This is a genomic window from Pseudomonas tremae (assembly GCF_023278125.1).
Lineage (GTDB): Bacteria > Pseudomonadota > Gammaproteobacteria > Pseudomonadales > Pseudomonadaceae > Aquipseudomonas > Aquipseudomonas tremae.
In genome coordinates, this window is record NZ_CP066270.1 from 1,711,763 (window position 1) to 1,734,175 (window position 22,413).

The following is a 22,413-nucleotide window of genomic DNA, read 5'->3' on the forward strand; positions in this document are numbered from 1 at the left end:
AGTTAACCGGCATGCTCCACTCTCTTCGAAACCATGCCGGAGGTCGTCCCCATGAGCAGTGCCCAGCTCGCCACACCCAGCCGCAAACAACGTGTGCGGACCTTGTGGATTTCCGACGTTCACCTTGGCACGCGTGATTGCCAGGCCGAGCATTTGTCTGCCTTTCTCAAGCGCTATCAGGCTGACAAGGTGTATCTGGTGGGCGACATCATTGATGGCTGGAAGCTGCGTGGCGGCATGTATTGGCCACAAGCGCATACCAACGTGATCCGCCGCCTGCTTACCATGAGTAAGCGTGGCACCGAGGTCATCTACGTCACGGGCAATCATGACGAGTTTCTGCGCCGTTACTCGAAACTGGTGCTGGGCAACATACAACTGGTAGACGAAATCGAGCACCTGACGGCAGATGGCCGACGTTTTCTGGTGATACACGGCGATCAGTTCGACGTGATCACCCGTTATCACCGCTGGCTGGCCTTTCTGGGCGATTCGGCCTACGAGTTCACCCTGACCCTCAATCGCTGGCTGAACCACTGGCGGGCCAAGTATGGCTATGGCTATTGGTCGTTGTCGGCGTACCTGAAGCACAAGGTCAAGAGCGCCGTGAGCTTCATCAGCGACTTCGAGGAAGCCATCGCCCACGAGTGCGTCAAGCGCGGTCTGGACGGCGTGGTGTGTGGGCATATTCACCACGCTGAAATTCGTCAGGTGGGCGGTGTGGAATACCTTAATTGCGGTGACTGGGTCGAATCCTGTACTGCCTTGATCGAGCACCTGGATGGCAACATCGAACTGTTCCGCCTGGCTGATGCACACCTGAAAGCGCAGCAAGTGGTGACGCAGGAACCGGTCAGCGAGCCTGCTGCCTGAACCTCAGAACGGCACCTTGCCCAACAGCATGTCGCGGTACATCACGAAGTCGCCGAGCAGGCTGTAGAACGGGTGCCTGAACGTGGCCGGACGGTTTTTCTCGAAGAAAAAATGCCCTGCCCAAGCGAAGCCGTAACCCGCAAGCGGCAGCAGCCACAACAACCCCCATCGGCCACTGCCCAAGCCGAACGCCAGCAAAAAGACCACCAGCGACGTGCCGATAAAATGCAGGCGCCGGCTGGTACTGCTGCTGTGTTCCGCGAGGTAGAAGGGATAGAACTCGGCAAAGCTTGAGAAACGCTTGATGGTATCCACGGTGCGCCACCCTCGTGTTGGTTCCTGTTGTTATACACAAGTCCCGAAGAGCCCGGAAGACGAGGGGGGCAGCGCGGGAAGGCGTGTTATCGCGGTGGTCGGCCTCAATGTCGCCAGAACGCCGGTACGCACAGAACCAGCACGGTAATGATCTCCAGTCGACCCAGCAACATGCCGCCGGACAGAATCCATTTGGCGGCATCCGGCAGGGTAGAGAAATTACCGGCCGGCCCGATGACTTCACCCAGGCCTGGCCCTACGCCGGACACCGTACTGGCGGCGCCGGTGAGCGCGGTCATCCAGTCCAGACCAAGCAGTGACAGCATCAGCGCAATCAGGCAGATGGTAATCGTGAAAAAGAACGAAAAGGTCAGGATCGAGCGAACGATCTCGTCGTCCAGACGATGGCCGTTGTATTTCTGCTTCATCACAGCGCGCGGGTGGATCAACTGATTGAGGTTGGTCTTGAGCAGGATGTAGGCCACCTGGAAGCGGAAAATCTTCACGCCGCCCGCTGTCGAGCCAGAGCAGCCGCCGATGAAGCCCAGGTAAAAGAACAGCATCAGCGAGAAATTGCCCCACAGGCTGTAGTCGCCGAGTGCAAAGCCTGTAGTCGTGACCACCGACGTGACATTCAGGGCCACATGGCGCAACGCTTCGGTCCAAGGCAGGTCCGTGGTGTTGGCGTACCAGACGGTCATCACCAGCCAAGTGAGCAGCAACAGACCGATCAGCCCCTGCACCTGCTCATCCTTGATCAGCGCCTTGCGGTTGCCGCGCAGGGTCGCGACATAGAGAGTAAAGGGCAGGCTGCCGAGGATCATCACCACGATGGCGACCCAATGCACGGCAGGCTGGGGCCACTTGGCCAGCGACTGGTCGGAGGTAGAAAAACCACCGGTGGAAATGGCCGACATCGCGTGGTTGATCGCATCGAACAGGCTCATGCCTGCTGCCCAGAAGGCCAGGCTGCCCAGCGCGGTAAAGCCGACGTAGGCCAGCACAATAAATTTTGCGACCATGTGCGAGCGCGGCATGACTTTTTCGGAGCGGTCGGAAGACTCGGTCTGGAACAGGCGCATGCCACCGATACGCAATAACGGAAGAATGGCCACCGCCATGCCGATGAAGCCGATGCCGCCGAGCCAGTGCAGCATCGAGCGCCAGATCAGAATGCCCGGCGACATGCTGTCCAGATTGCTGAGTACGGTCGAGCCGGTGGCGGTAATGCCCGACATGCTTTCAAAAAACGAGTCGGTGTAGCTGATGTGCTGGGTCAGCAGAAAGGGTAGGGCAGCGAAGATGCACACCACGATCCAGCTGGAAACCGTCAGCATGTACATGTCCCGTGGGCGCAGTTGCACATTGTCGGGACGTCCGGGCACCACCAGCGCCAGTCCTGCGATGAAGGTAATCGCGCTGGCCCACAGAAACTCGCGCAGGTCTTCGAAACGGTCGTAGATGACCAGCGTCGCCATGGGCACAATCATCGCGACCGCCAGAGTGATCAGGAAGATGCCGATGATGAAACCAATGATGCGAAGGGTCGGCAACGACATGGATGGCTCTGGGCGGTGTCTGGGAAAGGCGCCATTCTACCTGCGCTTTGTGCCAAGTAAACCGGCATGGCGGGCCGGAAGGTTCGACACAAAGGGTAAGGATTTGCCGGTCATGCTCGTTATTGACGGTAAACAGGCTCTAGAATGTCAGATCATTTTTCAAGGAGACCGCCCATGCAGGCGCTCGACGTTTTGCTCAATCGCGTATCTGTACCGCGACTGGTCGACCCGGCCCCGGACGCGGCTCAGCGGGAAATCATGTTCGGTGCGGCCTTGCGCTCGCCCGATCATGGCCAGTTGAGGCCGTATCGTTTTCTGACTGTCGAAGGCTCGGCCCGCGAGCGCATGGGCGAGCTGCTGGTGGAGGCGCTGCAGCAAAGCGGCAACGAAGTCACCCAGCAGGCGTTGGACAAGGCCCGTCTTGGCCCGTTGCGCGCGCCGCTGGTCGTGGTAGTCATCGCCCGGCTGCAGGACCACTTCAAGGTGCCGCGTTCGGAGCAATTGATCACTGCTGGTTGTGCGGCCCACGGCGTGCTGCTGGCTGCTTATGCGCTGGGTGTCGGAGCGGTATGGCGTACAGGCGAATTGTCCTACGCGCCGCAGGTTGCCAAGGGCTTCGGGCTTGATGAAGGTGAAGAAGTGATCGGTTTTCTTTACCTGGGCACGCCGCTAAACCCGCCACGCCAGGCCCCTAAAGTTGACGTGGGCGAGTATGTCAGCGAGTGGCAGGGCTAGTCGTTACAGGAAAACTGCTGCACGTCGGTGCTACTGCGTTGATAACCGATCGAGCGCGAGCTCGACCGGTTTTCGCCCGTTGCCCCTTGCATGGCCTTTGTTCGGCGACGTTTCCTACACCGTCTGAAGCGACCTAGCGTTGGCCGGCTCGAGCGGCAGATCGAGCGTCGCGATAAAGCCGCCTTCCGGGTGATTGCCCAGAATCAGGCTGCCGCCGTGCCTTTCAGCTGCCCGTCTGGCAATCGCTAGACCCAGGCCGTGCCCCGGAGCAGTCTGTCCAGGCGCTCGATAAAAAGGCTCGCCGAGTTGCGCCAGGTGCTCGTCTGCGACGCCCGGACCGTGATCGCGAACGCTCAGACGGATGCGGTTGCCAGCCTGAATCGCTTGCAGCTCGATGCTCTGCCCCGGGGCATTGAAGCGCAAGGCATTGCGCAACAGATTGTCCAGCGCCCGCTCGATCATGTCCGGCCAGCCTTGCAATTGCAAAGCGCTCTGAACCTCGACGTTGATATTCTGCTCGACGCCGTCCAGGTGCGTGTCATGCTTCAGGCGGTTTAACAGCGCGTTGAGGTCAATGGGCTCCGGGACAGCGAAATCGGCATCCAGACGCGCCAGGGCTAGAATCTCGCTGATCAATGCTTCCAGTCTGTCGCATTCACGGCCCAGGCGCGGCCATAGTCGTTCCCGTTCGGCAGGTTCTGCCCGCTCGGCAAGTGCCAGCGCGATTCGCAGCCGCGCCAGCGGTGAGCGCAGTTCATGAGACACGTCGCGCAATAGCTGACGTTGACTACCAATCAGGCTTTGCAGGCGTGCGCCCATGCGGTTGAAATCGGTGGCCAGCACGCCGAATTCATCCCGACGATTGGCCAGTTGCCCGAGGCTTTGCTGTTGGTAGCTGGTCTGCCCCAGATCATGCACCGCACCGCGCAGTCGGTTCAGCGGGCGAGTGATCGACAGTGTCACAAACAGGCTGAACAGGGTCAGCACCACCAGGGCGATGCCCAGCGCACTCAATGGCCACATGAGGCTCTGGCGATGCCAGGCATCAAGTTCCGGGTGCGGGACGCGGTAGATGAACAGGTAGGTTTCGCCGGTTTTGGGGCTTACGTATTCAGTCGCCAGCCGCCGCCAGGGCAGTTTGCGCCCCTGATCCTCATCGGCTTGCTGCCTGGCTTCGAGCGCTGCGGCACGGGGTGGGAAAGTGCCCCGCACCATAGGCTCGCCGCTGTCGCTCAGTACCTGAACGTCAATGCGATTACGGCGTTTGATGTCCTGGAGAAACTCTTGAGCATCATTCGCCCCCTGCTCTTCGAAGCGTTGTGTCCATTGTTCCGGCAACGTATTGAGCACCGGATGGCGATTGAGGATCCACGCATCCTGATTGAGCATATGCCCCACCAGCACTGACAGGCCTCCCACCAGAGCAATGGCTAGCCAGAAACTGGCCAGGATTCGCCAGAACAGTGAGCGCACGGGACTTCCTCGATCTGAATAAAAGAAGCCCGGCATGCGTGTGCATGCCGGGTTCGTTGCAACGCGTCAGGCCGGACGGCCTGACAGTTATTGCATTTTTGCCGCTTTTTCCGCTTTCCAGGCTTTGAATTCGGCCCATTCGGCACGACGTTCGTCCTGCCTTTTCTTGATTTCGTCGAACTGCTTCTGCTGTTCCGGGCTCAGCAGTACACGAATTGCACTGTCAGTCTGGGCGCGCTTGGCATTGATTTCGTTATACATCGCTTTCTGCTCGGGAGCAGGCATCTTGTCCAGGTAGCGTTGAGTGATGTCATGACGTTCATGCTTCTGCTCACGCATCAGCCTGTCGATCTGCTGGCGCTGCTCACGGCTCAGGTCGAGGTCTCCCAGCGGGCCTGGTCCGCGATGCATGCCTGGGCCGGGTTCACCCATTGGGCCGCGACGCATGTCCGGGCCTGGGCCTTGATTACCACGATCAAGGCGCATGGCTGGCGCGTCTGCGTCAGGGCCGCCTGGTGGTGGAGGTGGCGGTGCAGCCATGGCAATGGTCGGCAGGGCAGTGGCAAACATCAAAGCGATCAGGGTCTTGCGCATGGTGTATCTCCTTGTCTCTAGTGCGGCTTGATGCCGATGAGCCCAGTTTAGGGAGAACAAGGTCAAGCGCAGTCAGCGCTTGGTAAAGCTTGTGTAAGGGAAGCGCTACACGTCGCACCCTTCGGGTTGCAGGCGAAAGGCTTTGGCGTGCGGCTTTCAACTGTTCAGAGGCTGTAATAGTAGCCGCGGCTGCGCAGTGCGACGATGCGCGGACGTCCGTCCGGGTGTGGGCCGATTTTCTTGCGCAGGTTGCTGACATGCATGTCCAGGCTGCGGTCGTACAGTGTCAGTTTGCGACCCAGTGCCAGTTGTGCCAGTTCCTGTTTGTCCAGCGGCTCGCCAGGCTGGCGCATCAGGGCTTCCAGCAGACGGCTCTCGGACACCGTGAGGGTCAATTCCTTTTCGTCGACACTGACTACGCCGCGCATCGGGCTGAACGTCAGGTCACCCAGTTCCAGCTGTGTAGACGATGCCACCGGATGACTGCGACGCAGCACCGCGCGCAACCGGGCAGTGAGTTCGCGGGGGTCGCAGGGTTTGGCCAGGTAATCGTCGGCACCCAGTTCCAGGCCCAGAATGCGGTCCAGCGGTTCGCCACGTGCCGAGAGCATGACCACTGGCAGGTCGGGGTGGTCGGCGCGCAATTGCTTGAGCAATTCCAGGCCGCTGCCATCGGGCAGCATCACATCCAGCACCACGGCAGCCGGGGCCGCTTCGGCCAGTGCCCGCCGCGCGCTGTTGCCGTCGTGGCAGGCGCGCACCTGAAAGCCTTCCTGGCTCAGCCAACTGCTCAGCAGTTCGCACAGCTCCTGATCATCATCTATTAGTAACAGCTCGCTCATGACTCACTCAATTGGCCACTGCCGGGGTGCCGCGTGACTCTGCCTCGATCAGAAAGCAGAGCTGTTAAAAAGTCGGTCGGGCAGGGTCAGGGCATGACCTGCTTGAACGGCTTGACCACGACATGAGCATAGGCGCCTGCTGCAACATACGGGTCGGCGTCGGCCCAGGCTTTGGCTGCGCTCAGTGATTCGAATTCGGCCACGACCAGGCTGCCGCTGAAACCGGCTGCGCCTGGATCGTTGCTGTCGACCGCAGGGTGCGGGCCGGCCAGCACCAGTCGGCCAGCGTCTTTTAGCGCATTCAGGCGCTCAAGGTGCGCAGGGCGAACGCTCATGCGTTTTTCCAGCGAATTTTCGACGTCGGTGGCGATGATTGCGTAGAGCATGTCAGTCCTCGGATTTGGTCGTATTGGGAGCGGTGTCGTGCAGGTGACGCGACAGGTAGATGCCTTGACCGACCAGGAACAGCAGGGTCATGCCCAAGCTGCCGAACACCTTGAAGTCGACCCAGAACTCTTGGTAGGTGAACGCCACGTACAGATTGGCCGCTCCACAGAACAGGAAGAAGATGATCCACGCGATGTTCAGTCTGGTCCAGATGGCCGCCGGCAAGGTCAGCGCGTGGCCCATGATGCGCTGGATCAGCGGGCGATCGCCAATGAAGTGGCTGCCGGCGAAGGCGACCGCAAATAGCCAGTTGACCACCGGCGCTTTCCACTTCAGGAAGGTTTCGCTGTGGAAGGCCAGTGTCAGGCTGCCGAACACCAGGCAGGCGACCAGCGTCAGCCACTGGCTTTTTTCCAGCTTGCGCTGTTTGATGTAAAGAATGCCGTAAACCACCACCGAACTGATGATCAGCATCGCCGTTGCACTGAAAATGCCGCCTACCATGTAGGTATTGCCGAGGATATCCACGGCGCGCGGCTCGGTTTTATAAACGATGAAAAACAGGAGCAGCGGGATGAAGTCGATGAATTGTTTCACAATGGCAGCCAGAAGCAGGATGTGGCGGCATAATAACAAACATCAATGAACACGAAAGCACCACTATGAATGTTGACCTGCATTGCCACAGCACCGCTTCCGACGGGGCGCTCTCGCCCACGGCGCTGGTTGCCCGTGCCCATGAAAACGGCGTGCGCGTCCTTTCTCTGACTGACCACGACACGCTCGAAGGGCTTGAAGAAGCCCGTGAGGCGGCGCTTTCATTGGGTATGCAACTGGTCAATGGGGTGGAACTGTCTTGTGTCTGGGGCGGCGCGACTATTCATGTGCTGGGTTACGGGTTCGATACTCAGGCCCCTGCGTTGACCGACGCCATCGCCCGTTTGCATGACGGACGCTGGCTGCGTGCCGAAGAAATCAGCCGTAAATTGGCGATCAAAGGTATGCCTGGAGCGCTGGAAGGCGCGCGGGCGATCCAGCAAGAGCTCGGCGACAGCGGCAATGCACCGGCGCGTCCGCACTTTGCCGACTTTCTGGTGCGCGGTGGTTACGTCAAGGATCGTGCCGAAGCATTTCGCAAATGGCTGGGTGCGGGCAAACTGGGCGACGTCAAGCAGCATTGGCCGACGCTGGAAGAAACGGTGGCGACGTTGCGCGCCTCTGGCGCCTGGGTCAGCCTCGCGCATCCTTCGCATTATGACTTTACCCGCAGTAAACGGCGTAAACTGGTCGGCGATTTCGTCCAGGCCGGTGGGCATGCCATAGAAGTGGTCAATGGCATGCAGCCTGCCGATCAGGTCGGAACCCTGGCCATCCTCGCCCGTGAGTTCGGTCTGCTGGTGTCTGCCGGCAGCGATTTCCACGGTCCCGGTGCCTGGGGCGAGATCGGCACCTATCGTCCGGTGCCGGAGGATCTACCGCCTTTATGGTGCAGATTCAAACATGAACAGCCTACTGCCGCCGTCTGAACAGGAAGTTACCGTGAGTCAATTTTTCCAGGTCCATCCGGAAAACCCGCAGCCGCGCCTGATCAAACAGGCCGCGGAAATCATAAAAGCCGGCGGGCTGGTGGTGTACCCGACAGATTCGTCCTACGCGCTGGGTTGCCAGATTGGCGACAAGAGCGCCATCGAGCGTATTCGCCGTCTGCGCCAACTGGACGACAAGCACAATTTCACCCTGATGTGCTGCGACCTGTCGCAACTGGGGCTGTTTGCCAAGGTCGACACCGGTGCCTTTCGCGCGCTCAAGGCGCATACGCCAGGGCCGTATACCTTCATTCTCAACGCCACTCGTGAAGTGCCGCGCCTGGTGCTGCACCCCAAGCGCCGCACCATCGGCCTGCGCGTACCCAGCCACCCCATCGCCCAGGCATTGCTGGAGCAACTGGGCGAGCCGCTGATGAGCGTCAGCCTGATCATGCCCGGTGACACGGTGCCCTTGAGCGACCCGTACGAGATGCGCCAGGTGCTCGAGCATCACGTTGACCTGATCATCGACGGCGGTATCGGTGGCATCTCCGCGTCCACAGTCGTCAATCTGTCCGAGGGCGAGCCGCAGATCGTTCGGGTCGGTTGTGGTGATCCGGCGCCGTTCGGTGAACGCGCTTAATGACGGTCGTCGAGGCCGCAGACAGCCAGTCTGATGCCCAGCAGGAGCTGCCGTTCGCGCTGGTCTACGGACGGGCAGTCACGCAGATGCCGCTGGACCTGTACATTCCGCCGGATGCGCTCAAGGTTTTTCTCGAAGCGTTCGAAGGACCGCTCGACCTGCTGCTGTACCTGATCCGCAAACAGAACATCGACATCCTCGACATCCCGGTGGCCGAAATCACCAAGCAATACATGGGTTATGTCGAGTTGATGAAAACCGTGCGTCTGGAGTTGGCGGCGGAATACCTGGTCATGGCGGCCATGCTGGCCGAGATAAAGTCGCGCATGCTGTTGCCGCGCTCGGCGGAAATAGAAGAGGAAGAGGGCGACCCACGTGCCGAACTGATTCGGCGCCTGCAGGAATACGAGCGTTTCAAGGCCGCCGCTGAAGGCATCGACGGCCTGAAGCGAGTCGGTCGCGATGTGATCGTGCCGAAACTCGACGCCCCTGAAGCCCGCGCCCGCAAGCTGTTGCCGGATGTCAGCCTTGAGGAAGTGCTGATGTCCATGGCCGAAGTGCTGCATCGCGGTGACATGTTCGAGAGTCATCAGGTCAGCCGCGAGGCCCTGTCCACCCGCGAACGCATGAGCGATGTGCTGGAGCGGCTCAAGGGCGGCGGTTTCGTGCCGTTTGCCGAGCTGTTCACTGCTGAAGAAGGACGTCTGGGGGTGGTTGTGACATTCATGGCCGTGCTTGAGCTGGTCAAGGAGTCCCTTGTCGAACTGGTCCAAAACGAGCCCTTTGCGGCGATCCATGTCCGGGCGCGAGCCGAGTAGAGCAAGAACACACCCATGAACCTCAACGAACCTCGCGAACTGGCCCCTTTGCTTGAAGCATTTCTGCTGGCCTCCGGAAAACCGCAGACGCTTGAACGGCTGTATGAGCTATTCGAAGAAGGCGAGCGGCCCGAGCCTCCGGTGTTCAAGAAAGCGCTGGAGGTGCTGCGCAAGTCCTGCGAGGGGCGCGCTTTTGAGCTCAAGGAAGTGGCCTCGGGCTACCGATTGCAGATTCGGGACCGCTTTTCGCCGTGGGTCGGACGGTTGTGGGAAGAACGACCGCAGCGTTACTCCCGGGCCATGCTGGAAACTCTGGCTTTGATTGCCTATCGCCAGCCGATTACCCGTGGCGAGATCGAAGACGTGCGTGGTGTGGCGGTCAACAGCCACATCGTCAAGACACTGCTGGAGCGCGAATGGATTCGCGTCGTGGGCTACCGCGACGTGCCGGGCAAACCGGCGATGTTCGCTACCACCAAGGGCTTTCTCGATCACTTCAACCTCAAAAGCCTGGATGAACTGCCGCCGCTGGCCGACCTGCGCGAAATGGAGACGGAACCGGTCATGGACTTCGAGGAGGCCCCCGTGCCCGCCCATTTGCAGGCGCTGGCCGATGCCAGTCTCGACCCGGACGAAGAGCCTGAGGCCCCACGCGACGAAACCAGCTTCCGTAGCCTGCTGGTGGAGCTCGATTCGATGGAACAGGGACTCAAGATCGACTTCGATGACCTGTTGCGAGCGGAGCCAGAGGCTGAGGCTGAGGCTGAGGTTGAGAATAAGGGCAAGGATAAAGAAGACGAGGCCTGATTCTCGCTCCCACACTCCGCGTGGTAGCGCCTTTCTGGACGTTCCGCGTCCCTCTTTGCAATGTAGAGCAGGAGCGTGCGAAACGATATTCTCTGACTGTCGTGCCGATGCCCTGCGAGCTTCCGGTCGAATTCCTCTGCCACGCCACGGTCACATCTGATATCCCCAGCCATGAGATTCGCTGCCCCATGAGTTCGACCAAGAACCCCTGCATCAGCCTGTGCAAATTCGATGATGACATTTGCCTTGGGTGTGGCCGCAGCAAGCGGGAGATCAAGGCCTGGAAGAAGCTGGAAAAAGACGACAAGCGCAGCGTGCTCGAGGAGTCCGCCAAACGGCTGGCGAAGCTCAAGACCGCCGGTCGCAAAAAGAAGAAGTGATACCGGCATTTGTCTCTGGCGCTTGATGCGTAAAAATGCTCAGGGGCGTATGATGGCCGACCCTCGGCGATAAGCAATCGCCCGGGCTTTCAAGTATTTCGCCTTGCCGCTTCCTACAGCGCGCAGGGCACAGGTCTTGCCGGTTCTCGGCCAGCCCTGATTCGACACACCGGGAGGTGCCCAGATGAGTGAAAAAGACAAGCAGGACAGCCAGGAAATCGGACCCGCAGGCGAAAAGCTGCAGAAGGTTCTGGCGCGCATTGGCGTGGGTTCACGCCGTGACGTAGAAGCCTGGATTACCCAAGGCCGTATCAAGGTCAACGGCAAGGACGCGACCCTCGGTCAACGCGTCGACCTGCATGACGCCATCAGTGTCGATGGTCGCGTCATCAAGCGCGAAGAAGCGGCTGAAACAGTCCGTCGCGTAATCATGTACAACAAACCCGATGGCGAAATCTGCACCCGTGACGACCCTGAAGGCCGTCCGACCGTGTTTGATCGTCTGCCGCGCCCTAAAGAAGGCCGCTGGATCAACATCGGTCGTCTCGACATCAACACCACCGGCTTGCTGATGTTCACCACCGACGGCGAACTCGCCAACCGTTTGATGCACCCCTCGTTCGAAATGGACCGCGAATACGCAGTTCGTGTGCGTGGCGAGGTCGATGACGACATGCTGCTGCGCCTCAAGAACGGCGTGATCCTCGAAGACGGTCCTGCGCGTTTCACCGATATCCAGCAGGCTCCGGGCGGCGAAGGCTTCAACCACTGGTACCACTGCGTGGTGATGGAAGGCCGCAACCGCGAAGTGCGTCGGCTCTGGGAATCCCAGGGGCTGGTGGTCAGCCGTCTGAAGCGCGTGCGTTACGGGCCGGTGTTCCTCAACTCCGACCTGCCGATGGGCCGCTGGCGTGAAATGAGTCAGTACGAAGTCGACATTCTGGCTGCCGAAGTCGGCCTTCAGCCTGTGGCCCAGCCTCAGATGAATGCCAAGACCAAGGACAAGATGGAGCGTCTGCAGCGTCAATCGTCCCGTCCGTTGGGCAAGGGCGAGCGCGTTGTCCGTACGCTGCGTCCTGCCGCTGGCGCTCCGGCGAACAGCGACCGCGCCCCGCGTCAGCCGCAGATCACCGGCAGCGAGCGTGATCGTCCGCGTGGCGGCGATTCGACTCAGCGTCCGTCACCGCGCAAGGATTCCGGCAAGCCCGGTTCCCGCGCACCGCGTCCGGCCGACAACAGCCGTGGCACGCCGGTCGCCGAGCGTCCAAGCGAGATGAACAAACGTCCTGCCAAGCCCGGCCCAAAGCGTGTCGGCATCAAGCTGGTCAACGATGACGCGCCGTCCGGCAAACGTCGTGGCCCACCGGCAGGTTCGGGTCAGCGTCCTGGCTTCGGTCGTCGCAAGCCCGAGTGATCGCGCGGTGTAAATGAGCGGCAACGCCAGTCCTTAGGGCTGGCGTTGTTGTTTCTGGCGCGTTGAAAAGCGCTGTCACACAGCCGATGCACATCCGTTCCCCCGTTTTGAACTTCAGCCGGGATGCAGGTGTACAATGCTGCGCCTTTTTCTGTGAACCATTGCTGTTCAATACGCCGGGCTCTCGCTCCGGGTACTGCAGTTCTGCTGTGTCACGAGCGCGGCAGGTCCTTTTCCGTCGCAGAACAAGAACACCAGGTGGCTATTGAATGAGTGAAACATCCGCACCGTCAGGCGAGTTGAAACGTGGCCTGAAGAATCGGCATATCCAGTTGATCGCGCTAGGCGGCGCCATCGGCACCGGCCTGTTTCTCGGTTCGGCGGGTGTATTGAAATCTGCTGGCCCCTCGATGATTCTCGGCTATGCCATTTGTGGTTTCATCGCCTTCATGATCATGCGCCAGCTGGGCGAGATGATTGTCGAGGAGCCGGTGGCAGGGTCGTTCAGCCATTTTGCACACAACTACTGGGGCGGTTTTGCCGGCTTTCTGTCGGGCTGGAACTGCTGGCTGCTTTACATCCTGGTGGGTATGTCGGAGCTGACCGCGGTCGGCAAATACATTCATTACTGGTTGCCCGATATACCAAGCTGGGTGTCGGCGGCGGCCTTTTTTGTTTTGATCAATGCCATCAACCTGACCAACGTCAAGGTCTTTGGCGAGACCGAGTTCTGGTTCGCGATCATCAAGGTGGTGGCAATCATCGGCATGATCGCGCTGGGTAGCTACATGCTGGTTAGCGGCAGCGGTGGCCCGCAGGCATCGGTCAGCAACCTTTGGGAGCACGGCGGGTTCTTCCCCAATGGCGTTAGCGGGCTGGTCATGGCGCTGGCGATCATCATGTTCTCGTTCGGCGGCCTCGAAATGCTCGGTTTCACCGCTGCCGAGGCCGAACAGCCGAAAACCGTCATCCCCAAGGCGATCAATCAGGTCATCTATCGCATCCTGATTTTCTACATCGGTGCGCTGGTGGTGCTGTTGTCGCTGACGCCGTGGGACAGCCTGCTGGCCAGCCTCAATGCCTCGGGTGATTCGTACAGCGGCAGCCCGTTTGTGCAAGTGTTCTCGATGCTGGGCAGCGACACGGCTGCACACATCCTCAACTTTGTGGTGCTGACCGCTGCGCTGTCGGTCTACAACAGCGGCACCTATTGCAACAGCCGCATGCTGGTGGGGATGGCCGAGCAGGGCGATGCGCCTAAAGCGCTGGCCCAGGTCGACAGACGCGGCGTGCCGGTCAAGGCAATCTTTGCCTCTGCGGCCGTGACCCTGGTGGCGGTGCTGCTCAATTACTTCGTGCCGCATCAGGCGCTGGAGCTGTTGATGTCGCTGGTGGTGGCCACGTTGGTGATCAACTGGGCGATGATTAGCTACTCGCACCTGAAATTCCGCCAGCACATGAATCGCACAGGGCAAGTGCCGCTGTTCAAGGCGCTGTGGTATCCCTATGGCAATTACGTGTGCCTGGCTTTTGTGGTGTTTATTCTCGGCATCATGCTGATGATCCCCGGCATTCAGATCTCGGTTTACGCAATCCCGGTGTGGCTGGCGGTTATGTGGGTATGTTATCGGGCCAAAAACAGGCGTAGCGTTATGCTGAATGCCGGGGTTGGCAAGTAAACGTGTCTGTTACAGAAAAGAAGATGCCTTGATGCTGGTGATTTCCAACAATGTCCATCTGCCGGACGCCGAGATCGAGCTGACTGCCATTCGTGCCCAGGGTGCGGGTGGGCAGAACGTCAACAAGGTCTCCAGCGCCATGCACTTGCGTTTCGACATCAACGCTTCATCGCTGCCGCCGTTCTACAAGGAGCGGTTGCTGGCGCTGAGCGACAGTCGGATCACCAGTGACGGGGTGATCGTGATCAAGGCCCAGCAGTACCGAACGCAAGAGCAGAACCGTGCCGACGCGTTGCTGCGCTTGAGCGAGCTGATCGTAAACGCCGCCAAGGTCGAAAAGAAACGCCGCCCGACCCGACCGACTCTGGGCTCCAAGACCCGCAGGCTCGAGTCCAAGAGCAAGCGCGGCTCGATCAAGGCAGGGCGCGGGAAAGTGGATTTCTGAGTGGCCCTTCAATACCGGACGCAGAGCGTCGCACGATAGTTGAGATCATTACTGGTGCAACGCCTGAGCCTGCTTGTACATGTAAACGCTCAACCCCAGCCCGGCGAGTGATGCCAGCGCCGCGAACAGAAAGATCGAAACGAAGCCGAACCCGGCAGCAATTGCGCCTGCCAGAGGGCCGGTGATGCCCAGTGACAGGTCGATGAACAGCGAGTACGCGCCCACTGCGGCACCCCGGCTTGAGGCCGGAACCAGATTGACCGCCTCCACGCCCAGCGCCGGGAACACCAGCGAGAAGCCGAAGCCGGTCAGCGCTGCGCCTGCCAGCGCCAGCTCCGGCGTTGGCGCTATCCACAGCAGCAACAACCCCAGGCTTTCCACTGACAGGCAAACGATGGCCACCCGAAAGCCGCCCAGACGGTTGATCAGGCTGCCAAACAGCAAGCGTGCCGCGATGAAGCTGCCGCCGAACACTGTCAGGCACAGTGCTGCATTCGGCCAATGGTTGCTGGCGTAATACAAGGTAATGAACGTTGCGATGGTGCCGAAGCCAATGCCGCCCAGCGCAAGGCCCATGCCGTGCGGGAACACCCGTCCCAGTACATGCATGAACGGCAGTCGTTCGCCTTGCACGATCGGCGCGGCCTGCTTGTGCCAGGTCAGGTAAAGCCCCAGCGAGCACAGCAGAATGATGCTCACGCCGACTGTCCACAGCCCGAGCGAGTCGACCATCCACACACCCAGTGGCGCGCCAACGGCCAGTGCGCCATAGCTGGCGATACCGTTCCAGGAAATCACCTTGGCAGTGTTCTGCGCGCCGACCCGGCCGATACCCCAGCCAATCGAGCCGGAGCCCACCAGGCTTTCCGCGCTACCGAGGATTACCCGGCCAATCAGCAGAATCACCAGGCTCGTCATCGGCCAGTCGTCCAGCCAGACTGGCACCAGCATGAACACGCCGCTCAAGCCACAACCCGTCAGGCCTATCTGCACCGCTTTCTTGCTGCCCAGATTATCCACGATGCGACTCGACCAGGGCCGGCTGACCAAGGTTGCCAGGTACTGCACGCTGATGACCAGCCCTGCGATCACCGCCCCGAAGCCCAGATCGCTGTGGACATAGCCAGGCAGGACGGCAAGGGGGATGCCGATGTTCAGGTAGCCGATGAAGGTGAACATCACTATGGAGACAACAGTCAGGGTGACGGCCATCGGGCTTTGCGGGGTTTGCTGTGTGTCGGGCATGGGGCAGGCTTTCATTCTGTGCGGGCGTGACGTTCGAGCGGGCAGGGGAAAACCCTTAGCAAGCTCTCAAAGTGCTCATCATACCGACGCATCGGGTAGTGCAGGTGCAACAGTTTTAAATAAACGGCAAAAGAAGGGTTATTTGTTCGCTGGTGCGACGAGTTGCGTGGTCACAAGGGCGGCCAACGCGTTTTCCTGGGTGCCGAAGCGGGCGAGCAGGGCGCTCTGTTTTTCTGGGCTGAGCCTGGACCATACCTCGACCATCTTCTCGGCGGTGCCGATCAATGCGCTGGCTTGGGTTTCAGTGAAATCATTCATGAATCGGTGTCTGCCTGTTGCTGGTTTTTCAGGCGTATTGAAAATCGGCAAAACCTTTTTCGATACGCCTGAAAACAATCGCCTTCAGTCTTTGCTTCCGGCTTTCTGGCTGTCTTGAGCCGAGGGTGCTGCTTTCATCGCTGCAGGTTGACCAAGCTCTTGTTGAGCAAGAGTCGACTGCTGTGGTTCCTGTTGGCCTGGTGGGAAGTTCGGGATTTCATGCATTGTCATCGCTCCTCGCAAGGGGTTGCAGATAGAACCGTGCTTTAAAAAAGCATGCGCAGGATAACCCACTGAAAATGACAATCAGGATATTTTTTTACCCTCATTGGCCGCTCTGCGAAACAAAATCGCTTTTTTACTGTCCCGGTTTCTGCCTCGCAAGCGTCGTACTGCGCCGTTTTACGGGGCGCAGCGCTATTGGCTACGCCAGATCTATCGCTCGATTTTTATTTGCGACCTTGCGCACTTTCAGCGACTTCGTCGGTGCGCGCTGCCATGATGAAATCGTTGCGGTGCAGCCCTTTGATCGAGTGGCTCCACCAGGTCACGGTGACTTTGCCCCACTCCGTCAACAATCCAGGATGATGGCCTTCAGCCTCGGCGATCTCACCGACAGCGTTGGTGAATGCCAATGCGAATTTGAAATTCTTGAACAGGAAGACCTTTTCAAGCTGCATCACGCTGTCGCGAACTTCGATATTCCAGTCAGGGATCTGCCTGAGCAATTCCGGCAATTCGGCTTCGCTGACCTGCGGAGCGTCGGCGTGGCAGGCTTCGCAGTGGGCTTGATTCAGGGTGGTCATAAGCAGGTTTCCTTTTCAAAGGTCTGGCTGCAAGTCAGGCAGCGTTGCTTTTGGGTTTAGGCGGGAATTTTGGGGCGTGCAAGCCTAGCTGCATACCTTGCGCGACCAGCGCCATGATGTCTTCCTGAGCCAGATCGAACAGACGTTTGAGGTTCGGCAAGACAAAGTACAGTGGCTGCAGAATATCAATCCGATAGGGGGTGCGCATCGCTTCAAGTGCGTCGAAAGGCTGATGCTCCGGGGCCGACGACACGCTGTAAACCGCTTCCTTCGGAGAGGAGAGAATTCCTCCGCCATAGATGCGCCGGCCTTGCGGCGTATCGACCAGGCCAAACTCGATGGTCATCCAGTACAGCCTCGCCAGGTACACGCGTTGTTCCTTGCTGGCACTCAGGCCCAGTTTGCCGTAAGTGTGGGTAAATTCGGCAAACCACGGGTTAGTCAGCAGCGGGCAGTGGCCGAATATCTCGTGAAAGATGTCTGGCTCCTGCAGGTAGTCCAGTTCTTCTTCGCTGCGAATAAACGTCGCTACCGGAAAACGCTTGCTGGCCAGCAATTCGAAAAAGGTCTGGAAGGGGATCAGCGCAGGCACACGTTCAACCTGCCAGCCAGTGGTCTCACCGAGCACCTTGTTGATCTCGCCAAGCTGCGGGATACGGTCGTCAGGAAGGCCCAACTGCTCGATACCGTCCAGATATTCCTGGCAAGCGCGGCCTTCTATGATCTTCAGTTGTCGGGTAATCAGGGTGTTCCAGACCGCATGTTCGGATGCCGGATACTCGATGAAGCCCGAAGCATCCGGTTCGCGGGCAACGTAGTGCGTCTGGGTCATGCTGATCCCCTTGAAAGGCTGTTGTTATTGTGAAGTCTCTGATTGCAGGAATACTCCAGCTGCGAAGGGAAGTCAGCGACTTGGCGCGTGCAATCTGATCGGGTTGCCAGTCACTTCGTAACGAAAACTTTACGAAAGACGCGGTTGCGTCATAGATTGCAGTTCTTGCTGGTCGTATTACTCTCTGGCTGTAACGTATTATTTACGAGCAAGTTCGCCTTCCGATAAAAATATCGACGCTGACAGGAACACATCACTCATGCGCATCAAGGTGCATTGCCAGAACCGCATCGGCATTCTTCGCGATATTCTCGATTTGCTGGTTGCCTATGGCGTGAACGTGGCGCGTGGCGAGGTCGGCGGCGAGCATGGTGACGCGATCTATTTGCACTGCCCGAACCTGATCAACCTGCAGTTCCAGGCGCTGCGCCCGAAGTTCGAGGCGATCACCGGTGTGTTCGGCGTCAAGCGTGTCGGGTTGATGCCCAGCGAGCGGCGGCACATGGAGCTGAATGCGTTGCTGGGCGCGCTGGAGTTCCCGGTGCTGTCCATTGACATGTCTGGCGCCATTGTCGCCGCCAATCGCGCCGCCGCCCAGTTGCTGGGCGTGCGTGTCGATGAAGTGCCGGGCATCCCGTTGTCGCGCTATGCCGAGGATTTCGACCTGCCTGAGCTGGTGCGGGCCAGCCAGTCGCGTATCAATGGTTTGCGGGTCAAAGTGCGCGGCGATGTATTCCTGGCAGATATCGCGCCGTTGCAATCGGAACACGATGACAGCGAGGCCATGGCTGGCGCGGTGCTGACATTGCATCGCGCCGATCGGGTCGGCGAGCGCATTTATCATGTGCGCAAGCAGGAGTTGAGAGGGTTCGACAGCATCTTTCAGAGCTCGCGGATCATGGCTGCAGTCGTTCGCGAAGCAAGGCGCATGGCGCCCCTTGACGCCCCGTTGTTGATCGAAGGCGAGACCGGCACTGGCAAGGAACTGCTGGCCCGCGCCTGTCACCTTGCCAGCCCGCGCGGCCAGTCGCCGTTGATGGCGCTCAACTGTGCCGGTTTGTCAGAGTCGATGGCTGAAATCGAACTGTTCGGTTACGACCCCGGTGCATTTGAGGGCGCACGGGCCGAAGGCCGGCTCGGGCTGCTGGAACTGACGGCAGGCGGAACGCTGTTTCTGGATGGTGTCGGTGAGCTGAGCGCGCGCATGCAGGCCAAGTTGTTGCGCTTTATTCAGGACGGTAGCTTTCGTCGTGTCGGTAGTGATGAAGACATGTTTCTCGATGTGCGAGTCATGTGTTCGACCCAGGTCGATCTGTCAGCACTCTGCGCCGCCGGGCTGTTTCGGCAGGATCTGTATCACCGCCTGAACGTGTTGTCGTTGCACATTCCGCCGCTACGCGACTGTCTGGACGGGCTCAAGCCACTGTTGGAGCATTTTCTTGATCACGCCAGCCGCCAGATCGGCTGCCCGCTGCCTGGCATATCGCCTGCGGCTATCAAGCGTCTGAGCAACTACCATTGGCCGGGCAACGTCCGGCAACTGGAAAACGTATTGTTTCAAGCGGTATCGCTGTGCGAGGGCAACCATGTGCAGGCCGAGCATATTCGTCTGCCGGATTACGCCGGAGGGCAGGGTCTGGCCGAGGGCGCACTTGAGGGCGGCCTAGAGGCAATTATCGGACGTTTCGAGCGCTCGGTACTGGAGCAGTTATACGCACAGCACCCCAGCAGTCGTCAGTTGGCCAAACGCCTGGGTGTGTCACACACAACCATCGCCAACAAGTTGCGCGACCACCAGATAGGCAAGCAAGCAGGCAAGGAAAAAGACCTGTACGCGCCGGATCTGTAAGGTACGACACGCGCCTCGCCACAGGTTTCTGCGAGGCGCCGTGCGATTGTCACAGCGGTACGCAAGATCAACCGTTGCTGCAACCGTTACCCATCACCTGATAGCCCATGACATGCCGCGTACCTTGTGAGTCTTCATAGACCATGCGCGCCGGTACCACTTCGCAGACGTTGGGGGTCTGACTGATCGAGATGACCTTGGCGATATCCAGGTGAGTGCCGTAGGTATATTGTTCGACACGGGCTTGTTGAGCAGCCACCTTGGCCTGCGATTCTTCTGCCATGGCCAAGCTGCTGATGCTGCACAGCGCCAATACCATTAGTGAAGCTTTCATTGCGTTTTTACCTTTTTGAGGGTGAGCGCCGCCGCATCACGTTTTTGGCGTCATGTGCGGGCTGTGAGTGATGCGTTTTTTGATCAGGAACAACGCTGCGTGGGGGCAGCTGATGTTTGCCTTGCTGGCGGGATGAATTCTATGCCTGATGCGAAACCACATATATAAAGGCTTTGGATAAGCGCTTTCATCAAAACGGTAATAATCCGGATGACGCTTCCGGCAATCGCACCTGCCGCTGAAACCACGGCCCCGCCGGTAATACCAACGTCGAATGGCTCCTCGGGGTGTAGCGGGATACAACGGGTGCATAAAACAACAACTATCCACCGAGGTAACCAAGATGAGTGCAGCTTCCCTGTACCCCGTCCGCCCAGAAGTCGCAGCGACTACGCTGACGGATGAAGCGACCTACAAGGCCATGTACCAGCAGTCGGTGGTCAACCCGGATGGTTTCTGGCGTGAACAGGCGCAGCGGCTCGACTGGATCAAACCGTTCACCGTGGTCAAACAGACCTCATTCGACGATCACCGTGTCGACATCAAATGGTTCGCCGATGGCACCTTGAACGTTGCCTACAACTGTCTGGACCGCCACTTGGCAGAGCGCGGCGACAGCATCGCAATCATCTGGGAAGGTGATGACCCCTCGGAACATCGTGAAATCACCTACCGCGAATTGCACGAAGAAGTCTGCAAGTTCGCCAACGCCCTGCGTGGTCAGGACGTGCACCGTGGCGATGTCGTCACCATTTACATGCCAATGATCCCCGAGGCTGTGGTCGCCATGCTGGCGTGCGCCCGGATCGGTGCCATTCACTCGGTCGTGTTCGGCGGTTTCTCACCCGAAGCGCTGGCCGGCCGCATCATCGATTGCAGCTCCAAGGTCGTCATTACCGCAGACGAAGGCCTGCGGGGTGGCAAGAAGACCGCGCTCAAGGCCAACGTCGACCGCGCGCTGACCAACCCGGAAACAAGCAGCGTGCAGAAGGTCATTGTCTGCAAGCGCACCGGCGGTGAAATCGAGTGGAACCGTCATCGGGACATCTGGTATCACGCCCTGCTCGAAGTGGCCTCCAGCACCTGCGCGCCCAAAGAGATGGGTGCCGAGGAATCGCTGTTCATCCTTTACACCTCCGGCTCGACCGGCAAACCCAAAGGAGTGTTGCACACCACGGCGGGCTACCTGCTTTACGCAGCGCTGACCCACGAGCGCGTGTTCGATTACAAGCCGGGAGAAGTCTACTGGTGCACTGCGGACGTCGGCTGGGTCACCGGGCACAGTTACATCGTGTATGGCCCGTTGGCCAATGGCGCGACCACCTTGCTGTTTGAAGGCGTGCCGAACTATCCGGACATCACCCGTGTGTCGAAGATCATCGACAAACACAAGGTCAATATTCTCTACACTGCCCCGACTGCGATTCGCGCCATGATGGCTGAAGGTACCAAGTCGGTCGAAGGCGCCGACGGGTCCAGTCTGCGCCTGCTGGGTTCGGTCGGCGAGCCGATCAATCCGGAGGCCTGGGGCTGGTATTACAACACCGTCGGCAAGCAGAATTGCCCGATTGTCGACACTTGGTGGCAGACCGAGACCGGCGGCATTTTGATCAGCCCATTGCCGGGCGCAACGGCCTTGAAGCCAGGCTCTGCCACTCGGCCGTTCTTTGGCGTGATCCCTGCGCTGGTAGATAACCTGGGCAACCTGATCGAAGGCGCTGCCGAGGGCAACCTGGTGATTCTCGACTCCTGGCCGGGTCAGTCGCGCACGCTGTATGGCGACCACGACCGTTTCGTCGACACCTACTTCAAGACGTTCCGGGGTATGTACTTCACCGGTGACGGCGCGCGTCGTGACGAGGATGGTTATTTCTGGATCACCGGACGCGTGGACGATGTGCTCAACGTTTCCGGGCACCGCATGGGTACGGCCGAGATCGAAAGCGCGATGGTTGCGCATCCCAAAGTCGCCGAAGCGGCAGTGGTTGGCGTGCCGCATGATCTGAAAGGGCAGGGCATCTACGTCTATGTCACCCTCAACGCCGGCGAAGAACCCAGCGATGCGCTGCGCACCGAATTGCGCAACTGGGTGCGCAAGGAAATCGGTCCGATTGCCTCGCCGGACTTCATTCAGTGGGCGCCCGGCCTGCCGAAGACCCGCTCGGGCAAGATCATGCGCCGTATCCTGCGCAAGATCGCTACCGCCGAATACGATGCGTTGGGCGACATCTCTACCCTGGCTGATCCAGGCGTCGTGCAGCACCTGATCGATACGCACAAGACCATGAACGCAGCCTGATCGTTAAGTGTAGAGCGCCCCGTCCGGTGAAAGCCGGGCGGGGCGCTTGTGTTTCTGCGCCTTGAAGCGCAAACGGGATATATATCGGGTTGTTATGGGTTTACACGGCGTTTGTGGGGGGCGCTTCGTTATAGGACAGTCTCCGGCGTGTTTGTAGGAAAGAACGACGTACAAGGGCTTTAAATTCAGCATGTGGAACGCTGGGCTTGCCGGATTCAAAGGCTTTGCCAATAATGGGCG

Annotated in this window: 23 protein-coding genes and 1 pseudogene; 12 read left to right on the plus strand and 12 right to left on the minus strand. The window is 59.4% G+C overall.

The annotated features are described in order from the left end of the window. Nucleotides 1-51 precede the first annotated feature (51 nt). Complete coding sequence (locus I9H09_RS07925; RefSeq protein ID WP_005889821.1) at nucleotides 52-873, plus strand: UDP-2,3-diacylglucosamine diphosphatase; 822 nt, start codon at nucleotides 52-54, stop codon at nucleotides 871-873. Nucleotides 874-876: 3 nt separating this feature from the next. Here I9H09_RS07925 and I9H09_RS07930 read toward each other — a convergent pair whose 3' ends face one another. Both I9H09_RS07930 and I9H09_RS07935 read right to left on the minus strand, forming a co-directional pair. Then, nucleotides 877-1,188, minus strand: coding sequence for an Mpo1-like protein (locus tag I9H09_RS07930; protein WP_005889823.1), 312 nt, complete (start codon nucleotides 1,186-1,188; stop codon nucleotides 877-879). A gap of 104 nt (nucleotides 1,189-1,292) precedes the next feature. After that, nucleotides 1,293-2,747 carry a TrkH family potassium uptake protein gene (locus I9H09_RS07935; RefSeq protein WP_024669855.1) on the minus strand — a complete coding sequence of 485 codons (1,455 nt, stop codon included), beginning with the start codon at nucleotides 2,745-2,747 and terminating at the stop codon, nucleotides 1,293-1,295. 174 nt (nucleotides 2,748-2,921) lie between these two features. On the opposite strand from I9H09_RS07935, the gene I9H09_RS07940 reads away from it, so the two are divergent. After that, nucleotides 2,922-3,482 (plus strand): nitroreductase family protein, encoded by a 561-nt coding sequence (locus I9H09_RS07940; protein WP_005889829.1) that lies wholly within the window; start codon nucleotides 2,922-2,924, stop codon nucleotides 3,480-3,482. 114 nt (nucleotides 3,483-3,596) lie between these two features. On the opposite strand, the gene I9H09_RS07945 is transcribed toward I9H09_RS07940, so the two are convergent. From I9H09_RS07945 to I9H09_RS07965, 5 genes are all read right to left on the minus strand, one after another. Further along, nucleotides 3,597-4,955: a sensor histidine kinase gene (locus I9H09_RS07945; RefSeq protein ID WP_005889831.1), complete on the minus strand. Its 1,359-nt coding sequence runs from the start codon at nucleotides 4,953-4,955 to the stop codon at nucleotides 3,597-3,599. 87 nt (nucleotides 4,956-5,042) lie between these two features. Continuing rightward, nucleotides 5,043-5,549, minus strand: a complete 507-nt coding sequence (locus I9H09_RS07950; protein WP_005889833.1) for a hypothetical protein — start codon at nucleotides 5,547-5,549, stop codon at nucleotides 5,043-5,045. A gap of 164 nt (nucleotides 5,550-5,713) precedes the next feature. Continuing rightward, nucleotides 5,714-6,391 carry a response regulator transcription factor gene (locus I9H09_RS07955; protein ID WP_024669853.1) on the minus strand — a complete coding sequence of 226 codons (678 nt, stop codon included), beginning with the start codon at nucleotides 6,389-6,391 and terminating at the stop codon, nucleotides 5,714-5,716. 86 nt (nucleotides 6,392-6,477) lie between these two features. Then, on the minus strand, nucleotides 6,478-6,777 hold the full coding sequence (locus I9H09_RS07960; RefSeq protein ID WP_005889840.1) for a YciI family protein: 300 nt from the start codon (nucleotides 6,775-6,777) through the stop codon (nucleotides 6,478-6,480). Nucleotide 6,778: 1 nt separating this feature from the next. Then, nucleotides 6,779-7,375 (minus strand): septation protein A, encoded by a 597-nt coding sequence (locus I9H09_RS07965; protein WP_005889842.1) that lies wholly within the window; start codon nucleotides 7,373-7,375, stop codon nucleotides 6,779-6,781. Between the two features lie 65 nt (nucleotides 7,376-7,440). Here I9H09_RS07965 and I9H09_RS07970 point away from each other — a divergent pair, with 65 nt between their 5' ends. The 8 genes and pseudogenes from I9H09_RS07970 (at nucleotide 7,441) to arfB (ending at nucleotide 14,490) form a co-directional block, all read left to right on the plus strand. After that, nucleotides 7,441-8,304, plus strand: a complete 864-nt coding sequence (locus I9H09_RS07970) for a PHP domain-containing protein (RefSeq protein ID WP_122346654.1) — start codon at nucleotides 7,441-7,443, stop codon at nucleotides 8,302-8,304. A gap of 13 nt (nucleotides 8,305-8,317) precedes the next feature. After that, the gene (locus I9H09_RS07975; RefSeq protein ID WP_005889846.1) at nucleotides 8,318-8,947 is read left to right on the plus strand and encodes an L-threonylcarbamoyladenylate synthase; all 630 of its coding nucleotides are present in this window, start codon (nucleotides 8,318-8,320) and stop codon (nucleotides 8,945-8,947) included. Further along, complete coding sequence (locus I9H09_RS07980; RefSeq protein ID WP_122346655.1) at nucleotides 8,947-9,765, plus strand: segregation and condensation protein A; 819 nt, start codon at nucleotides 8,947-8,949, stop codon at nucleotides 9,763-9,765. The genes I9H09_RS07975 and I9H09_RS07980 overlap by 1 nt, the downstream gene beginning before the upstream one ends. Before the next feature lie 15 nt (nucleotides 9,766-9,780). Further along, complete coding sequence (scpB, locus tag I9H09_RS07985) at nucleotides 9,781-10,572, plus strand: SMC-Scp complex subunit ScpB (protein WP_122346656.1); 792 nt, start codon at nucleotides 9,781-9,783, stop codon at nucleotides 10,570-10,572. Between the two features lie 188 nt (nucleotides 10,573-10,760). Then, on the plus strand, nucleotides 10,761-10,952 hold the full coding sequence (locus tag I9H09_RS07990) for a DUF1289 domain-containing protein (RefSeq protein ID WP_005889849.1): 192 nt from the start codon (nucleotides 10,761-10,763) through the stop codon (nucleotides 10,950-10,952). Between the two features lie 184 nt (nucleotides 10,953-11,136). Then, the gene (gene rluB, locus I9H09_RS07995; RefSeq protein ID WP_005889850.1) at nucleotides 11,137-12,366 is read left to right on the plus strand and encodes a 23S rRNA pseudouridine(2605) synthase RluB; all 1,230 of its coding nucleotides are present in this window, start codon (nucleotides 11,137-11,139) and stop codon (nucleotides 12,364-12,366) included. Nucleotides 12,367-12,639: 273 nt separating this feature from the next. After that, a pseudogene (locus tag I9H09_RS08000) lies at nucleotides 12,640-14,045 on the plus strand (amino acid permease). Between the two features lie 31 nt (nucleotides 14,046-14,076). Continuing rightward, nucleotides 14,077-14,490, plus strand: coding sequence for an alternative ribosome rescue aminoacyl-tRNA hydrolase ArfB (gene arfB / locus I9H09_RS08005; protein WP_005889854.1), 414 nt, complete (start codon nucleotides 14,077-14,079; stop codon nucleotides 14,488-14,490). Between the two features lie 48 nt (nucleotides 14,491-14,538). Here the strand turns inward: arfB and I9H09_RS08010 are convergent, their stop codons facing one another. The 4 genes from I9H09_RS08010 to phhA form a co-directional block, all read right to left on the minus strand. Further along, nucleotides 14,539-15,735, minus strand: coding sequence for an MFS transporter (locus I9H09_RS08010; RefSeq protein WP_122311620.1), 1,197 nt, complete (start codon nucleotides 15,733-15,735; stop codon nucleotides 14,539-14,541). Nucleotides 15,736-15,873: 138 nt separating this feature from the next. After that, a complete protein-coding gene (locus I9H09_RS08015) occupies nucleotides 15,874-16,053 on the minus strand; it encodes a hypothetical protein (protein WP_024689773.1) in 180 nt (59 codons plus the stop codon). Between the two features lie 449 nt (nucleotides 16,054-16,502). Continuing rightward, nucleotides 16,503-16,859, minus strand: a complete 357-nt coding sequence (locus I9H09_RS08020; RefSeq protein WP_122311621.1) for a 4a-hydroxytetrahydrobiopterin dehydratase — start codon at nucleotides 16,857-16,859, stop codon at nucleotides 16,503-16,505. A 34-nt stretch (nucleotides 16,860-16,893) separates the two neighbouring features. Further along, on the minus strand, nucleotides 16,894-17,691 hold the full coding sequence (phhA, locus tag I9H09_RS08025; RefSeq protein WP_024689774.1) for a phenylalanine 4-monooxygenase: 798 nt from the start codon (nucleotides 17,689-17,691) through the stop codon (nucleotides 16,894-16,896). Nucleotides 17,692-17,950: 259 nt separating this feature from the next. On the opposite strand from phhA, the gene I9H09_RS08030 reads away from it, so the two are divergent. Beyond that, complete coding sequence (locus I9H09_RS08030; protein WP_122323495.1) at nucleotides 17,951-19,540, plus strand: sigma-54-dependent transcriptional regulator; 1,590 nt, start codon at nucleotides 17,951-17,953, stop codon at nucleotides 19,538-19,540. Nucleotides 19,541-19,607: 67 nt separating this feature from the next. Here the strand turns inward: I9H09_RS08030 and I9H09_RS08035 are convergent, their stop codons facing one another. Continuing rightward, a complete protein-coding gene (locus tag I9H09_RS08035; protein ID WP_024670842.1) occupies nucleotides 19,608-19,874 on the minus strand; it encodes a DUF2790 domain-containing protein in 267 nt (88 codons plus the stop codon). Between the two features lie 343 nt (nucleotides 19,875-20,217). Between I9H09_RS08035 and acs the strand changes: the two genes are divergently transcribed. Further along, complete coding sequence (acs, locus tag I9H09_RS08040) at nucleotides 20,218-22,173, plus strand: acetate--CoA ligase (RefSeq protein ID WP_024670843.1); 1,956 nt, start codon at nucleotides 20,218-20,220, stop codon at nucleotides 22,171-22,173. The last annotated feature ends 240 nt before the right edge of the window (nucleotides 22,174-22,413 follow it).

What these genes read in the sequence shown, in the direction of transcription:
- I9H09_RS07925 (WP_005889821.1), top strand. Translation starts at nt 52, where the DNA reads ATGAGCAGTGCCCAGCTCGCCACACCCAGCCGCAAACAACGTGTGCGG.
- I9H09_RS07935 (WP_024669855.1), bottom strand. Translation starts at nt 2,747, where the DNA reads ATGTCGTTGCCGACCCTTCGCATCATTGGTTTCATCATCGGCATCTTC.
- I9H09_RS07940 (WP_005889829.1), top strand. Translation starts at nt 2,922, where the DNA reads ATGCAGGCGCTCGACGTTTTGCTCAATCGCGTATCTGTACCGCGACTG.
- I9H09_RS07950 (WP_005889833.1), bottom strand. Translation starts at nt 5,549, where the DNA reads ATGCGCAAGACCCTGATCGCTTTGATGTTTGCCACTGCCCTGCCGACC.
- I9H09_RS07955 (WP_024669853.1), bottom strand. Translation starts at nt 6,391, where the DNA reads ATGAGCGAGCTGTTACTAATAGATGATGATCAGGAGCTGTGCGAACTG.
- I9H09_RS07960 (WP_005889840.1), bottom strand. Translation starts at nt 6,777, where the DNA reads ATGCTCTACGCAATCATCGCCACCGACGTCGAAAATTCGCTGGAAAAA.
- I9H09_RS07970 (WP_122346654.1), top strand. Translation starts at nt 7,441, where the DNA reads ATGAATGTTGACCTGCATTGCCACAGCACCGCTTCCGACGGGGCGCTC.
- I9H09_RS07980 (WP_122346655.1), top strand. Translation starts at nt 8,947, where the DNA reads ATGACGGTCGTCGAGGCCGCAGACAGCCAGTCTGATGCCCAGCAGGAG.
- scpB (WP_122346656.1), top strand. Translation starts at nt 9,781, where the DNA reads ATGAACCTCAACGAACCTCGCGAACTGGCCCCTTTGCTTGAAGCATTT.
- I9H09_RS07990 (WP_005889849.1), top strand. Translation starts at nt 10,761, where the DNA reads ATGAGTTCGACCAAGAACCCCTGCATCAGCCTGTGCAAATTCGATGAT.
- rluB (WP_005889850.1), top strand. Translation starts at nt 11,137, where the DNA reads ATGAGTGAAAAAGACAAGCAGGACAGCCAGGAAATCGGACCCGCAGGC.
- arfB (WP_005889854.1), top strand. Translation starts at nt 14,077, where the DNA reads ATGCTGGTGATTTCCAACAATGTCCATCTGCCGGACGCCGAGATCGAG.
- I9H09_RS08010 (WP_122311620.1), bottom strand. Translation starts at nt 15,735, where the DNA reads ATGCCCGACACACAGCAAACCCCGCAAAGCCCGATGGCCGTCACCCTG.
- I9H09_RS08015 (WP_024689773.1), bottom strand. Translation starts at nt 16,053, where the DNA reads ATGAATGATTTCACTGAAACCCAAGCCAGCGCATTGATCGGCACCGCC.
- I9H09_RS08020 (WP_122311621.1), bottom strand. Translation starts at nt 16,859, where the DNA reads ATGACCACCCTGAATCAAGCCCACTGCGAAGCCTGCCACGCCGACGCT.
- phhA (WP_024689774.1), bottom strand. Translation starts at nt 17,691, where the DNA reads ATGACCCAGACGCACTACGTTGCCCGCGAACCGGATGCTTCGGGCTTC.
- I9H09_RS08030 (WP_122323495.1), top strand. Translation starts at nt 17,951, where the DNA reads ATGCGCATCAAGGTGCATTGCCAGAACCGCATCGGCATTCTTCGCGAT.
- I9H09_RS08035 (WP_024670842.1), bottom strand. Translation starts at nt 19,874, where the DNA reads ATGAAAGCTTCACTAATGGTATTGGCGCTGTGCAGCATCAGCAGCTTG.
- acs (WP_024670843.1), top strand. Translation starts at nt 20,218, where the DNA reads ATGAGTGCAGCTTCCCTGTACCCCGTCCGCCCAGAAGTCGCAGCGACT.